Genomic DNA, 15109 nt, shown 5'->3' on the forward strand with positions numbered 1-15109 from the left:
ACCATTAGTCTGTTCACCTATTATAAATAGCAATCAAGCTTATAAATTTTTCGCTTCTTTTTAAGAGGTAAATTAAGTGCTCAATATTTATACAACTATAGTTTAATACGCATGTTTACCAGACCCTGCTACCATTAAATGTAAAGTTATAAAGAGGTCAAACTCATGTGGTTAACTAGTAAAAATCTTGAATTAGAAAATAAATTACTTCAAAAGGACGCTGAATTAAGCTCACGAAACTCAATGTTCAAAGCTCTTTCAGCTTCCATGGCAATGATTGAGTTTACGCCTGACGGACACATTCTTACCGCGAATCAAAACTTCGTAAATACGATGAAGTACCCTCTAGAAAAAATTATAGGTAAGCACCATAAAATGTTTTGTAAGTCGGAGCTTGTCAATTCTGATAAGTATAAAGAATTCTGGCAAAGGTTGGAAAAAGGAGAGGCCTTTAATGGTGAGTTTGAACGTCTCACCCAATCAGGAGAAAGTATATATTTAGCTGCCAGTTATTGCCCAATTATCAACGAATTAGGAAATGTTGAAAAAGTTATTAAAATTGCATCAGATGTAACTGAAACTGTTAATTCTATGCGGGAGTTGAAGAGCATGGTTGACTCAGTTTCACGCTCAATGGCAGTAATAGAGTTCAACCTCGACGGCACAATTATTAAATGCAATAACAATTTTTCTGCCTCAACAGGGTATACAGAGCAAGAGATAATCGGAAAACATCATAGTATATTTTGCAACCCGGAATACGCTAGATCTAGCCAATATAAAGATATGTGGGTACAGTTGAATCAAGGGCAATTTTTGTCAGGAAAATTTGAACGGGTAGACAAACACAACCAACCTCTTTGGTTACAGGCAACTTATAACCCCATGTTCGATTCTGATAATAAAGTTTTTAAGGTTGTTAAGTTTGCAAATAACATAACAGAAACCGTGACCTCCTCTTCAAAATCCACTCAAATGGCTTATGAATCTTTAACAAATACTGATGAAGTGTCTCTAAAAGGGTTAGAAATCGTCAATGACGCGATACAAGCAATGTCGAAAGTATCTAACGGTTTAGAATCTGCAGCCCAAAGTATCCAATCATTAAGCAACCAGTCTGACCAGATTAGTGAGATAGTGAATACAATTACTGCAATTGCAGACCAAACCAACCTACTAGCACTAAATGCAGCTATAGAAGCAGCGAGAGCAGGAGAACAAGGCAGAGGGTTTGCTGTTGTTGCCGATGAAGTGAGGCAACTAGCCGCCCGTACGAGTAAATCTACAGCTGAAATAGATGGAGTTGTGAAAGAGAATAATACGCTCGCATCAGATGCGGTAAAGTCAATGGAGGCAGTCGTTGAAAATTCTAAATCTGGAATAGAGTTAGTAGAACAAACTGGTGCAGCAATTGATGAAATTAGCAGCAATACCAAAGAAATCCTGAAAGAAATACAATCACAATTAACCAATTAGTTGAAATTAATAGTAATTTTCACCTATAAAAATGGGGCTATAAAGCCCCATTTTTCACATCAAGAAAGCTTGTAGGCTAGTGCCCACCCATACCTAGTTTTTTCTCTAGGTAATGAATATTTGCACCACCAGCAGCAAAATGTTCATCAGCCATAATGCTCTTTTGCAACTCGATATTGGTTTTAATTCCACCAATAACTAGCTCATCTAATGCTAAACGCATTCTAGCAATAGCCACTTCACGAGTTTCACCATATGTGATTAGCTTACCTATCATAGAATCATAATATGGCGGTACGCTATATCCGGCATAAATGTGAGAATCCCAACGTATACCTAGGCCACCCGGCGGGTGAAACTTGGTAATTTTACCTGGGCTAGGAATAAAGGTTTCAGAATCTTCTGCATTTATTCTGCATTCAATTGCATGGCCTTTTACGTCAATTTGATCTTGAGTAATAGTTAATTTTTGACCAGAAGCAACGCGTAATTGTTCTTTAATCAAATCTATACCTGTGATCATTTCAGATACAGGGTGCTCTACTTGGATTCGAGTATTCATTTCAATGAAATAAAATTCTCCATTCTCAAAAAGAAACTCGAATGTGCCCGCACCACGATAATTAATATCAATACAAGCTTGGCAGCATCTAGCACCAATAGCTGCACGCATTTCAGGAGTAATACCTGGAGCTGGCGCTTCTTCTACAACTTTTTGGTGACGACGTTGCATGGAGCAATCTCGCTCACCTAAATGAATCGCGCTACCTTGACCGTCAGCTAATACTTGAATTTCTACATGGCGGGGGTTTTCTAAAAACTTCTCCATATACACAACATCATTATTAAATGCTGCACCGGCTTCGCTCTTCGTCATCTCGATTGAAGAAATAAGCTCTTCTTCATTGCGCACTACGCGCATACCGCGACCACCGCCACCACCAGCAGCTTTAACAATAATCGGGTAACCAATGCCTTGAGCAAGCTCTTTATTACGAGCGTCGTTAGTTCCTAGAGGGCCATCTGAACCTGGTACACATGGCACACCTGCCGCCTTCATTGATTTAATTGCGGACACTTTGTCGCCCATTAAATTAATAGTGTCTGCTTTAGGGCCAATAAATATAAAGCCGCTTCTTTCAACCGCTTCAGCGAAATCTGCGTTTTCAGCTAAAAAACCATAACCTGGATGAATAGCTTCTGCATCTGTCACTTCAGCAGCGGCAATTATACGGGGAATATTTAAATAACTTTCGGTTGCAGATGCTTTACCAATACATATGGTTTCATCTGCTAACAATACATGTTTTAGAGACTCGTCAGCCGTTGAATGAACCGCGACAGTTTTAATGCCCAACTCTTTACAGGCGCGCAAAATTCGTAAAGCGATTTCACCACGGTTTGCAATAAGGACTTTATTTAACATCGTCATTAACCTTTTATTCAATCACAAACATAGGTTGATCGAACTCTACGGGCTCTTGGTTTTCAACTAGAATTTGCTTAACAACACCAGCCTTATCAGATTCAATCTGGTTCATCATTTTCATTGCTTCGATGATACAAAGCGTATCACCCACATTTACTTTTTGACCCACTTCAACAAATGCACTTGCAGTTGGAGAAGATGAGCGATAGAAAGTCCCTACCATAGGTGAACATACAGTATGCCCACTTATAGCTGCGGCAGCTTCTGGAGCAGAAGCAGGTGCTGGAGCGGCTGCAACAGGAGCAGGAGCTGCAACTTGAGGAGCTGGCGCATATTGAATAGGTGCAGCGGCAACACTACTACCAACTTGAATTCTTACAGACTCTTCACCTTCTGTGATTTCTAACTCAGATATTCCTGACTCTTCAACCAGTTCAATCAATTTTTTAATTTTGCGTATATCCATTTTTCTCTCTCTAATAGACTGGCAAACCCATAAATTGGGTGTGCAATTATTTAGTTAAATATTTTTTCGCGGCTGCAATAGCAAACTCATACCCTTGTGAGCCCAATCCACAAATCACGCCCTGAGCAATATCGGAAAGGTAGGAGTGCTTTCTAAACGCCTCTCTAGCATGCACATTTGATAAATGTACCTCTATAAAAGGGATAGACACACTTAACAATGCATCTCTTAAGGCAATACTGGTATGAGTAAACGCCCCCGGATTAATGACAATAAAATCAACTTTGTTAAACGCTTTATGTACTGCATCAATTAATTCATGTTCCGCATTGGATTGCACATGAGTTAAACTAATACCAATAGATACAGCAAACCTATCTAACTTTTTATTAATTTGTTGTAGATTTTCAGAGCCATAAGTCTCTGGCTCTCTAGTACCCAACATATTTAAGTTGGGCCCATTAATGACTAATAAGTTCACTAGCTGACCATTTTACGTACAATATATGTACTAGAATTGAAATTATCGGACCATTATAGTGGGTAAATAGAAATTAGCAGCAAAATACTGGTCTTATCTGCGAAGATTACCGCAAAGTTTATAAAAATTGTATTTTTATCACTCGCTTTTTAGGGAGCTTTTGCTATCAATTATATCGCCCATATTCACCTAGCTAATCATACTCGTACTAGCTTAGTTGGAAACTTTTTAGGGGATTTTGTGAGGGGCTCCGAACTAAGTCATTTACCTTCAGACATTGAGTTAGGAGTCCGTATGCATCGCAGCGTAGATACGTTTACGGATAGCCATCCACTAGTATTGGATCTTAAAAAAGAATTCACTGGGAAACTTCGCAGAATGTCAGGGGTCATAATCGACATATATTTTGATTATTTATTAATGACGAATTGGAAAGACTATTCTACTTCTTACAGTAACATTTTATTTGCTCAGTTTTATGATGAGCTTGAGAAGTTCAGTTTACCCATAAGCACCGAATTTGATAAACAAGCTGAAAGACTTATAAAATATCGATGGCTTAACCAATATTCCAATCGAGATACTTGTTTTCAAGCATTTTCTTCAATTGAATCAAGGCTAGGAAATAAAATACAATTTGCTGTTGACGCCAACCATTTTATCAAACAAAACCATAATCTATTTGCAAGAAAATTTTCACAGTTTTACCCAGAGTTATTAGAACATGGAGTAAACTTTGTTCAATCATCTACAGCCCCCAAGTAAGAGAAAGCACCATGGCTATTAAAGAAATAAAACACCCGCTAATTCAACATAAAATAGGCCTAATGCGTAAAAAAGGCATAAGTAGTAAAGATTTTCGTGAGCTTGCTAGTGAAGTAGGAAACTTGCTTACCTACGAGGCAACGAGAGACTTACAAACAGAACAAACAACCATTACAGCTTGGGATGGACAACAATTACAAACTGAGAAGATTAAAGGTAAAAAAATAACAGTTGTGCCCATACTAAGGGCTGGGTTAGGAATGTTGGACGGTGTACTACAACTGATCCCTAATGCAAAAATTAGCGTGGTTGGTTTATACAGAGATGAAGAAACACTGCAACCTGTAGCCTATTTCGACAAAGTAGTAAAAGATATTACCAAACGAACAGCACTAATCGTTGACCCAATGTTAGCTACGGGAGGAACGCTAATAGCCACTATTGATTTACTCAAACAAAAAGGATGTACCGATATTATGGGGTTATTTTTAGTTGCCGCCCCAGAGGGTATTGCCGCGTTAGAAGCTGCACATCCAGATATAGATATTTATACTGCATCAGTAGATGAGAAACTTAACGAGCAAGGTTACATATTACCTGGACTAGGGGATGCTGGAGATAAAATTTTTGGCACCCGATAAAGGCTTTTAACCATTAAATTACAGGGTACTTACGTTAAACCCAAAGCTAGTACCTTACGCATTAAACATTAAAAAATACGAGTTACGTGTTGCTCAAAGGTGCTCGCTTTCATAAACCCCGTCACTCTTGCAGAACTCAGTTCTTGGCCACTTTCATCAAAGAATAAAATCGTTGGTAAACCCAAAACTGAAAAGTGCTCTTGAAATGCTAGGTTATCGGGGTTGTTATCAGTCAAATCAATTTGCATCCATACCGTATGGCTTAAAGCATCAACTACAGCTTGATCAGAAAATGTATATTTCTCAAACTCTTTACACGCCACGCACCAATCAGCATAGAGGTCTAACATGACAGTCTTTCCTTCACCATTGGCTTCAGCCAAAGCTTCTTCAAAAGCTTCAAGACTAGTAACTTGCTTAAACTTAACGTGTGAAATTTTACCAATATTATCTTCGCCAACAGTATCTTGGTAAAAAATACTGTTCGTGGTTTGATATCCATAGATTGCAGATATAAACAAACCAACAAAAATAATTAAAGCCCTAACGCCTTTGAAAAAAGACACAGCTGTGGTTTGGTTCATCACATAAAAATAAGTAAAGCTTACTAACCCCAACAGCGACCATGCTATATCAGTTGCCACATGAGTCACTAAACGCTCAACAAACATTATGGCTACCGCCAGCATCATGAACCCAAACGCTACTTTAACAATGTTCATCCAGTGCCCAGCTTTAGGCAGCAATTTACCACCTGTGATACCAAATAAAATCAGTGGTATCCCCATGCCGAGACTTAACACATATAAAGCACTAAAACCTAAGACGAGGTCGCCACTTTGAGCAATAAATAATAAAATTCCAGTTAGTGGTGCTGTTGTACACGGTGAGGCAACCAGGCCCGAAATAGCCCCCATTACGAGTACACCCAAATAACTACCACTGGTTTGTTTGTTACTCATTGCATTAAGTTTTTCTTGCCATGCAGATGGCAGCTGCAATTCATAAGCCCCAAACATCACAATTGCCAATAAAATAAAGATAACAATTAACGTAATTAGAATCGCCGGGTGCTGCAGGCTAGCCTGAAATTGTACCCCAGCAGAGGCCACGATTAGTCCTAATAAGGAGTAAGTGAGAGCCATGCCTTGAACGTAAATAAAAGAAAGACTGAAGGCTCTAGAGGTACTCATACTGATACCCTGGCCAATAACAATACCAGATAAAATTGGGTACATAGGAAACACGCAAGGTGTAAAAGCTAACCCCACACCTAAGCCTAAAAATATTAGTAAGGTCCACAGCAAACTTTTTTCACTAGATAATAAGCTTGCAAGCTCAAATTGCTCTGAAACAACTGGAGCAGCAGAGTTATGATTACCGGCATCAACTACTGAGCTATTAGCCTCATTAGCAATTACACTTTCTAAAAAGACTTCTTTGGTGACAGGAGGATAACAAAGACCAGCATCTGCACAGCCTTGATAGCGAATTTTTACAACCCCATCTTTGGCTGCAAAAATTATAGGATATTGGACTTCTAATTCACCACGAAACACATCAGACAATCCAAAAAACTCATCTTCTACCTGCATCGCCTCAGGAAACACAGGTTCCCCTAACTCAGTCTGTTTTAATGCTGTCTTAAATTGCTTTTTATATAAATAATAGTCATCTGCAATTTTCCACTTTAATATCAATTGACCACTTCTTTGTTCAAAATCAAACTGAAAGGCCTCGTCTACTTTCAAAAACTCAGGCTCGTCTGCAAATAAATCAGCCAATGGGTCTACCGATTGCGCAAAGCTACCCAAGCAAAACAAACTAGAAAAAACAAATAAAATGACACGATTAGCAACTAAGTTCATGAACTACTCTTTTTAATTAAACAGTAACTAGGACAATATACATATTGTAAATATCCCAAAGTTAAGCGTGTAAGCTTAAAAATATATTAAGAAAGTAAACTTTTAGTTAAAGACCCTTACTAATCTAAGAGTCTTTCAACAGCCCCTACCACAAACAAAAGCAATATTTTGTAACAAAGCGACTCTTGGTTTATTCCAAGCTGAGCCCATTATAATAACAAATACACAGACTCTGGTATCAGTTAAAATAATACTTGGGTATACCATGATAAAGAGGCATTTTTGGCTAAATTATTTCTACTTTTCGCAATATTACCTATTGCTGAAATCGCGATACTAATCAATGTGGGTGAATTAATTGGAGGCTGGTATACCATTGCCATCGTCATTTTTACCGCTTTTGTAGGAGCCCGTTTAGTTAGACAACAAGGCCTGACAACACTCACTCAAGCCCAGCAAAAAATGCAAACAGGGGTTATGCCAGGCCAAGAAATGGCTGAGGGTATACTCCTAGCAATCGCGGGGGTCCTTTTAGTTACGCCAGGGTTTATTACTGATATTGTAGGTTTTCTACTAACTCTGCCTATGACTAGGCCTATTATTGCTAGTAATTTGTTAAAACGACTGATTATTAAAACTGCAGAGCCCTCTTTTCACAATGGCTTTCAATCACCCCCACATTCAAAGCAAAACTCAGAAGATATTATTGAAGGTGAGTTTGAGCGCAAAGAATCGCCTTCTGGCAAACCAAGACTCAATGACGATTTAAATAAGCCAGATTAGATTCCAGAAATTAATGATATGGGAAATCCAAAACAGCGCACCTAGCTCTATATAAACTCTTGTGGCCTGATATCTGCTTCAACAAACTCAGATTTAGTATGTTTTACTTTAAAAAAATAAGGTAAATCCCTACACCCCTTTAAAGACAGACTGAGGAAAAGATATGAGTGGATTAACATCTCGTAAAAACGCTATAACAGAAATTACCAATCGCGCACCTAAATCGTGCAAAACACCAGAACCATTGAGCAAAATTTGGGCGAGCGATGTTTTTGGCTTAGCGGCTATGGAAGAAGCATTATCTAAAAACGCCTTTAAAGCTATCAAGAAGACAGTTCAAACCGGCGCTCCACTTGATACAGCTACCGCAGACGTTGTTGCTGCCGCGATGAAAGATTGGGCTATCGCCAAGGGTGTTAAGTTTTTCTCGCATATCTTCTACCCAATGACCAATATCACGGCTGAAAAACATGATGGTTTTATCATCACCAATTCAGACGGCGGAGCGATTACAGAATTTACAGGTAGCTTGTTGATAAAAGGCGAGCCTGATGGTTCTTCTTTCCCTAATGGTAGCTTGCGTATGACTAACGCAGCCCGTGGCTACACAGCATGGGATCCCACCAGTCCTGCATATGTAATGAAAACCGCCAATGGCGCAACATTAATGATCCCAAGCGTATTTATGTCTTGGACAGGCGAAGCACTAGATAAGAAAATTCCTTTGCTACGTTCAAACAAAGCAATGGATAAAGCGGCTCAAAAAGTACTAAGTTTAATGGGTGAAACTGAAATCGCTACCCTAAACTCTAGCTGTGGTGCTGAGCAAGAGTACTTTTTAGTTGATGAACACTTTGCTAACGCTCGCCCTGACCTATTGCTCGCGGGTCGTACTTTATTTGGCGCTGCTCCAGCAAAGGGTCAACAATTTGATGACCATTACTTTGGCGCTATACCAGCGAGAGTCCAAGTCTTTATGCAAGACTTTGAAGACAAGCTATATCGCATGGGAATTCCAGCAAAAACACACCACAACGAAGTTGCCCCGGGCCAATTTGAAATTGCTCCTTACTTCGAAGCTGCCAACGTAGCGGCTGATCATCAACAATTACTGATGACGTTAATGAAAAGCACAGCTAAAGAGCATGGCTTCTTGTGTTTATTACATGAAAAACCTTTTGCAGGTGTAAATGGTTCAGGTAAGCACGTTAACTGGTCAGTTGGTAATGCGACTCAAGGCAACTTGTTAGACCCAGGCAGCACACCCCATGATAACCTAAACTTCTTATTATTCTGTGGTGCTGTTATTAGAGGCGTACATAAATACGGACCACTTTTAAGAGCGGTAATCGCATCTGCTGCAAATGACCACCGCTTAGGTGCTAATGAAGCGCCACCAGCAATATTATCAGTTTACTTGGGAACTCAATTAGAAAGTGTTTTCAATGATATAAAAGAAGGTAAGTTACTTGAGAAAGCTAAAGGCGGCTTAATGGACTTAGGTCTATCTCAAATTCTTTCTTTCGAACGCGATCCAGGTGACCGTAACCGTACATCACCGTTTGCATTTACTGGTAACCGTTTCGAATTTAGAGCTGTAGGTTCATCGCAGTCAGTATCAGGGCCATTAGTAGCCATGAATACTATGTTAGCTGATTCACTAAGCTGGATTGCAGACAAACTAGAAGCGGTATTAGACAAAGGTGAAGACAAAACAGCTGCTGTCATCACAGTTCTTCAAGAGCTAATGGAAGAGCACGGTAATGTTATCTTCGGTGGTGACGGTTATTCAAGTGAATGGCATAAAGCTGCTGTAGAAGAACGTGGCTTGAAAAACATTCCAACCACTGCCGATGCGCTACCTGCATTTAAAGAAGAATCTGTGGTTAAACTTTTTGAATCGACTGGCGTTCTATCTCCAGCAGAACTGGCTAGCCGTTTTGAAGTATACGCAGAGCAATATATCCTATCTATTGAAGTAGAAGCTAAGTTAGTAATTGGCATGGCCAGTACTAGAATATATCCAGCGACTATTGAATATCTAGATAGTTTATCTAGCACAGCTACCAACCTTAGTAAGTTGAATATCACAATTAGTCACAATAGTATTGACGAAATTGCCGCTGAAACAGACGCTATGATGGCTGCTGTACGTAAACTTAAAGAAGCGATTGAGGTTGAGGAATTTGACTCTGTTGAAGCTCACCTTAATTATTGTGCAGATACACTTTGTCCGTTAATGCTAGAGGTACGTACTCATGCAGATGCACTAGAATTAGTAGTCTCTGATGACTTATGGCCTTTACCTAAGTATCAAGAAATGTTGTTTATCAAGTAATCAAAACATAAATTTCAAATCTACAAGAAAAAGAGCTCCGGCTCTTTTTCTTTTTTTAAAGCTGCTAACTGCTAAACTCCTCCGTATTACACTCAACAATACATACCCCGCGGATATATACAATGAAAGCCTGCGCCTGCCATATTCTAGTAAAAGACCAAGCATTAGCTGAAAAACTAAAGTTACAACTTAAAAAAGGGGAAGACTTTCATAAGCTAGCTAAAAAGCATTCAATCTGTCCCTCAGGCAAGCGAGGTGGCGATTTAGGAGAGTTTAGTCCAGGTTCTATGGTTAAAGCTTTTGACAATGTGGTATTTAAAAAAGAAATTTTAACCGTACATGGGCCCGTAAAAACAAAGTTTGGTTACCACCTAATTAAAACTTTATATAGAAACTAATCACAATTATTAGGCAATAAAAAAGCTCCTTTTAGGAGCTTTCTTAAATTTTATAATAGGTTTGTAGTGATAATTATGAATCTACAGAGCCACAAAAACGGTAACCTTCTCCGTGAATAGTAACAATCAAATCATCCGCATTCACTTCTGACTCAAAGTGCTTACGTATGCGTCGTATAGTAACATCTACTGTACGGTCATTCGGACGCAATTCACGCCCCGTCATTTCCATAATTAACTGTTCTCTAGTCAGTATTTTACCTGGATTATTTAAGAACAAATGCAATGCTCTAAATTCACTACGAGGTAAACGGAATTCTTTCGTACTTGGAGATATTAAGCTGCGGCTGTCACCATCTAACGTCCAACCATTAAAGCTGACTCGGCTAGGCAAGTCATCATCTTCACTACTGTTGGTAGTTCGTGTTAATAAGTTTCTAGCTCTAATAGTTAATTCACGTGGATTAAATGGCTTAGTTAGATAGTCATCTGCGCCGATTTCTAATCCTAAAATACGATCTACGTCGTTATCTCTACCGGTTAAAAATATTAGTCCGATATTTTTACGACCGCGTACTTCTCGGGCCAAAATCAAACCGTTTTTACCCGGAAGGTTAATATCCATAATGACTAAATTGATAGTGTTGTTTTCAAAGAAGTCATGCATTTGCTCGCCGTTCTCAGCTTCGAATACATTGTACCCTTCTGCTTCGAACAAGCTTTTTAAAGTGGTACGAGTAACGACTTCGTCTTCAACAATTAATACGTTAGGAGTCTGCATGATTCGGGCCTAGTTAAAAATTTGTGTAAAAGTTTATCAGAAAATATCTAAAAATCAGTAGCATAATTACATATTAAGTAAAAAATAGCGCATTTAAACACAGGAAAATAGTCTTCTTTGTTTATTTATTTAAAAGTACTAGCATTTACATGCTTCGAATCGACTATTTTCACTGGAAACATAATAGAAAAATGCACCCCGTGATCTTCTTCACTTACAATTGAAATCGAACCATTTAAACCTTGAGTCACCAGATTGTAGACTAAATGCATCCCTAGTCCACTTCCCCCCTGTCCGCGCTTAGTCGTAACAAAAGGGTCAAAGATTCGCTTACACAATTGTTCAGGAATACCTTTTCCATTATCTACGAAGTCGATTTTGACCTTACTATTTTCAATTAGTTCTATTTTAATATTAATATCACCTTCTCCCATGCCTTCAAAGCCATGAATAATGGAGTTCATAATTAAATTAATCATAATTTGATTAATAGGTCCCGCTTTTGACTCAACTATAAGGTCATCAGAACAAGCAATATGTATTTTGTAAGGCGTTTTCTTCAACGTAGGGCCCATTGAAATCAGAATTTCGCTCATCAAGTTCGAAAATGAAAATACTCTGCTACTCTCTGAAGACTGATCAACCGCCACTTGTTTAAAACTAGAAATTAACTCAGCAGCTCTATTTAAATTTCGATAAATAATATTGAGATTTTCTTCACCTTCATCAATAAATTTAGTCAAAGCACTCGCTTTGAGGGTTTTACCTTCAAAAGCTACTCGCATTTCTGCAAGCCTATCTAACATCATAGTAGAGGCTGTCACCCCTAAGCCAATTGGAGTATTAACTTCATGTGCAACACCAGCAACCATGTCCCCCAAAGAAGCCATTTTTTCATTTTGTACAATTTGTCTTTGAAATTGATGTAACTGCTCTAGGGTATGAATAAGTTCACTATTTGCTTCTTTTAAGGCCAAAGTACGCTGTTGCACTTTTCCCTCCAGACTTACAGTCAACTTAAGCTGTTCTGCCTCGGCTTGTGCTTGCTTATCTATATATTCTTGAGTATTGAACAACATTCCATTGAAGGCACTACCTAATATGTCTAACTCCTTAATACCATGTGCATCTACTCTACTTGAGTAATCTTTGGTTCTAGAGATACGTTGCACCAGCTTACCCATACCTTCTATAGGGGAAGTAATTGATCGTTGCAATTTAAAAACTAAAAGAAAGCACACCGCTAAACAAAGTAAAAATACCCCAAGGGTGATAATAAAAGAGCGTGTAATTAGTAAATCTAGAGAGGCAACTGAAGACCTAATATAGACGTAACCAATCAGTTTATCTTCTAAATAGATGGGCCTGACTACCTCCATAACATCGAGGGATTTTTGAGGGGTAAATAACTCATTAATTTGTGAGTACTTGGCTCTAACGGGAGCTATTCCAGTTTTATTGTAACTAGCTAACAAACTCAACTTAGGCTCATCATCCACCTTATATATATGAACATTTTCAATTGTAGGTGAAGACACTAAAGCACTTAACATTAGCTCTAAAACTCTGACATCATCTTCAACGATAAATGGTTTAGCTTGAAGCCCCGTTACCTCTGCGGCAACAACAACACTTCGTTCAAGCGTTTTTTGGTATGTCATTATTTGGCTATATAAATTAATAGAAGAAGAAAGACTTAGAGTAAGTGCAATAACGGCCATTACACCCCATAATATGAGGCTTTTAATCGAAAGAAATGTTTTCTTAGCTACCATATGAATCTTATATTGCCCCAAATTTACCAAAATGACGATCTGGTCATTAAATTACTATCTCGCAACGAAATACTTGCATTAAATTTAGAATTAAATCAGCTAAAAGCATACTAGTTCTTAACTAACTTCACTATTTCCTCTTCACTCAAACCATAGTTTATGGCCATTCGTTGTATTGAAACTTGCTGCTTAATATTCTCTACCGTATTACTCTGAGGGTTAAAATTTCTATTTATATCACTCAAACAAATGCATATAACTTGATGTTTGGCGATCCCCAGAGACGGCACTGCTAACGCCGCTCTTTTATATATTAGGTGAGGGCAGCTAGAAGTTCGACTTGGGGCTTGAAGACATTCTTTTGTTATAGCCCATGAGTTCCCCACAACCCAAAAGCTCAAAACAATAAAACTTGTCGGAACCCTTAAATTCATTACAAAGCTCCTAAATACAGCCCTTCATAATTTTTAGCTGCATCTTCCCAAGTGAAGCGGCTTAACATAGCGTTCTTTTGAGTCGATTCAAACACGTCTGGGCTTTCATAATAAAACAGTAATGCCCGTTCAACGCAAGCAAGTAGGGCCTCGCCACTAGGCTCAACAAAAACGAAGCCAGTTGCTGATTCTGGATCATCCGCTAAATCAATCACTGTATCTTTTAAGCCACCAACCGCCCTGACTATGGGTAACGTGCCATAGGCTAAGCTATACATTTGATTCAAACCACAAGGTTCAAACAGAGAAGGCATTAAAAAGAAGTCGCTGCCAGCTTCTATCATATGTGCTTTGCGAACACTAAAGTCCTCTATGAAAGCAAATTTAGATTGATGTTTTGCAGCCGTATTTCTTAACGCATCACTGATTTCAGGGTCACCGGTACCAATAATAACCAGTTGAAATTGATGACGTAATAATAACTCCAAGATTGGCATGATAAAGGCAAAGCCTTTTTGTTCGGTTAACCGACACACCATACCTATAATCGGCAAATTATCATTCTCTGGCAGCCCAACATTTTTCTGCAAATCATTTTTACAATGTTTTTTACCGGCTAAATTCGAGTAGTCATATTGGGCTACTATATTTTCGTCTATAGCAGGGTCCCACTGACTATAATCACACCCATTAAGGATACCCGATACATCATTTCGTCTGCGATTAAACTCGTCATATAAATAATGCGAACCAAGGGGAGATAGGAGCTCCTGCGCATAATTAGGACTCACAGCGTTGATTTTATTTGCGTATCGAATACCCATACGCACAAAGTTGAGGGCATCACCGTCTAGCTGGCTATGCAACTGGTAATGAGGTTGCAGGTATTCAATGTCACTAAATTTATGGGTGCCTTGATATGCTCCATTATGAATTGTAAAAATTGTTTTAGCATGAGTAAAAAAGCCACTGTTATCAATAGTCACAAAATAAGGGGTCAATGCTGTATGCCAGTCATTACAATGAATAACATCCGCTTGAAAACTTACTGCTTTAGCAGTTTGTAGCGCTGCGTTAGCAAAAAATGCAAAACGTTCTGCGTTGTCATGGTATGCATGGTAATCATCTGTATATAATCCCTTTCGATCAAAAAATTCAGGATAATCAACAGCTAATACCTGTACATTTTCAATATTCAACTCTTTTATGGCAAATTCATAAGCTTTATTACCAGAAAATAACACCTGCTTTTCACAGTAATCAGGAGCGTTAAATCTTTGGGCCAATTGTTGATAATATGGTATCACTATTGTCACGTCATGACCCATTGCTTTTAAAGCGATAGGCAGTGACTTTCCTACGTCAGCCAAGCCACCAGTTTTGACTAAATCTTCAACTTCCGAAACAACAAATAATATTTTCATAGCAATAGCCAACCCTTTAATTGAATGATTAAATCATACTCCCATTTTGC

14 protein-coding genes are annotated in these 15109 nt (G+C 38.6%); 6 read left to right on the forward strand and 8 right to left on the reverse strand.

Annotated features, from left to right (window positions below; genetic code table 11):
- Nucleotides 1–165: 165 nt before the first annotated feature.
- Complete coding sequence (locus tag EOK74_RS01705; protein ID WP_133468166.1) at nt 166–1476, forward strand: methyl-accepting chemotaxis protein; 1311 nt, start codon at nt 166–168, stop codon at nt 1474–1476.
- Nucleotides 1477–1552: 76 nt separating this feature from the next.
- On the opposite strand, the gene accC is transcribed toward EOK74_RS01705, so the two are convergent.
- The 3 genes from accC to aroQ are packed head-to-tail and all read right to left on the reverse strand — an operon-like array spanning nt 1553 to nt 3852.
- Nucleotides 1553–2902 carry an acetyl-CoA carboxylase biotin carboxylase subunit gene (accC, locus tag EOK74_RS01710; protein ID WP_133468167.1) on the reverse strand — a complete coding sequence of 450 codons (1350 nt, stop codon included), beginning with the start codon at nt 2900–2902 and terminating at the stop codon, nt 1553–1555.
- Nucleotides 2903–2915: 13 nt separating this feature from the next.
- Nucleotides 2916–3371, reverse strand: a complete 456-nt coding sequence (gene accB / locus EOK74_RS01715) for an acetyl-CoA carboxylase biotin carboxyl carrier protein (RefSeq protein ID WP_133468168.1) — start codon at nt 3369–3371, stop codon at nt 2916–2918.
- Nucleotides 3372–3417: 46 nt separating this feature from the next.
- Complete coding sequence (aroQ, locus tag EOK74_RS01720; protein ID WP_133468169.1) at nt 3418–3852, reverse strand: type II 3-dehydroquinate dehydratase; 435 nt, start codon at nt 3850–3852, stop codon at nt 3418–3420.
- Nucleotides 3853–4026: 174 nt separating this feature from the next.
- Between aroQ and EOK74_RS01725 the strand changes: the two genes are divergently transcribed.
- Nucleotides 4027–4617: an acyl carrier protein phosphodiesterase gene (locus EOK74_RS01725; RefSeq protein WP_420818917.1), complete on the forward strand. Its 591-nt coding sequence runs from the start codon at nt 4027–4029 to the stop codon at nt 4615–4617.
- Nucleotides 4618–4628: 11 nt separating this feature from the next.
- On the forward strand, nt 4629–5258 hold the full coding sequence (gene upp / locus EOK74_RS01730) for a uracil phosphoribosyltransferase (RefSeq protein WP_133468171.1): 630 nt from the start codon (nt 4629–4631) through the stop codon (nt 5256–5258).
- Between the two features lie 68 nt (nt 5259–5326).
- Here the strand turns inward: upp and EOK74_RS01735 are convergent, their stop codons facing one another.
- On the reverse strand, nt 5327–7102 hold the full coding sequence (locus tag EOK74_RS01735; protein WP_420818918.1) for a protein-disulfide reductase DsbD: 1776 nt from the start codon (nt 7100–7102) through the stop codon (nt 5327–5329).
- 306 nt (nt 7103–7408) lie between these two features.
- Between EOK74_RS01735 and EOK74_RS01740 the strand changes: the two genes are divergently transcribed.
- From EOK74_RS01740 to ppiC, 3 genes are all read left to right on the forward strand, one after another.
- Entirely contained in the window at nt 7409–7909 is a 501-nt protein-coding gene (locus EOK74_RS01740; protein ID WP_133468173.1) for an FxsA family protein, read from the forward strand.
- A gap of 163 nt (nt 7910–8072) precedes the next feature.
- Complete coding sequence (locus tag EOK74_RS01745) at nt 8073–10247, forward strand: glutamine synthetase III family protein (protein WP_133468174.1); 2175 nt, start codon at nt 8073–8075, stop codon at nt 10245–10247.
- A gap of 122 nt (nt 10248–10369) precedes the next feature.
- Nucleotides 10370–10645 carry a peptidylprolyl isomerase PpiC gene (gene ppiC, locus EOK74_RS01750; RefSeq protein ID WP_133468175.1) on the forward strand — a complete coding sequence of 92 codons (276 nt, stop codon included), beginning with the start codon at nt 10370–10372 and terminating at the stop codon, nt 10643–10645.
- 73 nt (nt 10646–10718) lie between these two features.
- Here the strand turns inward: ppiC and arcA are convergent, their stop codons facing one another.
- From arcA to glgA, 4 genes are all read right to left on the reverse strand, one after another.
- Nucleotides 10719–11426, reverse strand: a complete 708-nt coding sequence (gene arcA, locus EOK74_RS01755; protein WP_133468176.1) for a two-component system response regulator ArcA — start codon at nt 11424–11426, stop codon at nt 10719–10721.
- Nucleotides 11427–11551: 125 nt separating this feature from the next.
- Nucleotides 11552–13201 (reverse strand): sensor histidine kinase, encoded by a 1650-nt coding sequence (locus EOK74_RS01760; protein WP_133468177.1) that lies wholly within the window; start codon nt 13199–13201, stop codon nt 11552–11554.
- Between the two features lie 110 nt (nt 13202–13311).
- Nucleotides 13312–13635, reverse strand: coding sequence for a hypothetical protein (locus EOK74_RS01765; protein ID WP_133468178.1), 324 nt, complete (start codon nt 13633–13635; stop codon nt 13312–13314).
- A complete protein-coding gene (gene glgA / locus EOK74_RS01770) occupies nt 13635–15059 on the reverse strand; it encodes a glycogen synthase GlgA (protein ID WP_133468179.1) in 1425 nt (474 codons plus the stop codon). Before glgA ends, EOK74_RS01765 begins: the two co-directional genes overlap by 1 nt.
- Nucleotides 15060–15109 lie beyond the last annotated feature (50 nt).

The organism is Paraglaciecola marina, from assembly GCF_004360155.1.
GTDB classification, from domain to species: Bacteria; Pseudomonadota; Gammaproteobacteria; order Enterobacterales; family Alteromonadaceae; genus Paraglaciecola; species Paraglaciecola marina.

Bases quoted from the DNA above. Each gene is read 5' to 3' on its own strand.
- ppiC (WP_133468175.1), top strand. From the start codon at position 10,370: ATGAAAGCCTGCGCCTGCCATATTCTAGTAAAAGACCAAGCATTAGCT.
- EOK74_RS01760 (WP_133468177.1), bottom strand. From the start codon at position 13,201: ATGGTAGCTAAGAAAACATTTCTTTCGATTAAAAGCCTCATATTATGG.
- EOK74_RS01745 (WP_133468174.1), top strand. From the start codon at position 8,073: ATGAGTGGATTAACATCTCGTAAAAACGCTATAACAGAAATTACCAAT.
- upp (WP_133468171.1), top strand. From the start codon at position 4,629: ATGGCTATTAAAGAAATAAAACACCCGCTAATTCAACATAAAATAGGC.
- accB (WP_133468168.1), bottom strand. From the start codon at position 3,371: ATGGATATACGCAAAATTAAAAAATTGATTGAACTGGTTGAAGAGTCA.
- arcA (WP_133468176.1), bottom strand. From the start codon at position 11,426: ATGCAGACTCCTAACGTATTAATTGTTGAAGACGAAGTCGTTACTCGT.
- glgA (WP_133468179.1), bottom strand. From the start codon at position 15,059: ATGAAAATATTATTTGTTGTTTCGGAAGTTGAAGATTTAGTCAAAACT.
- EOK74_RS01765 (WP_133468178.1), bottom strand. From the start codon at position 13,635: ATGAATTTAAGGGTTCCGACAAGTTTTATTGTTTTGAGCTTTTGGGTT.
- accC (WP_133468167.1), bottom strand. From the start codon at position 2,902: ATGTTAAATAAAGTCCTTATTGCAAACCGTGGTGAAATCGCTTTACGA.
- EOK74_RS01705 (WP_133468166.1), top strand. From the start codon at position 166: ATGTGGTTAACTAGTAAAAATCTTGAATTAGAAAATAAATTACTTCAA.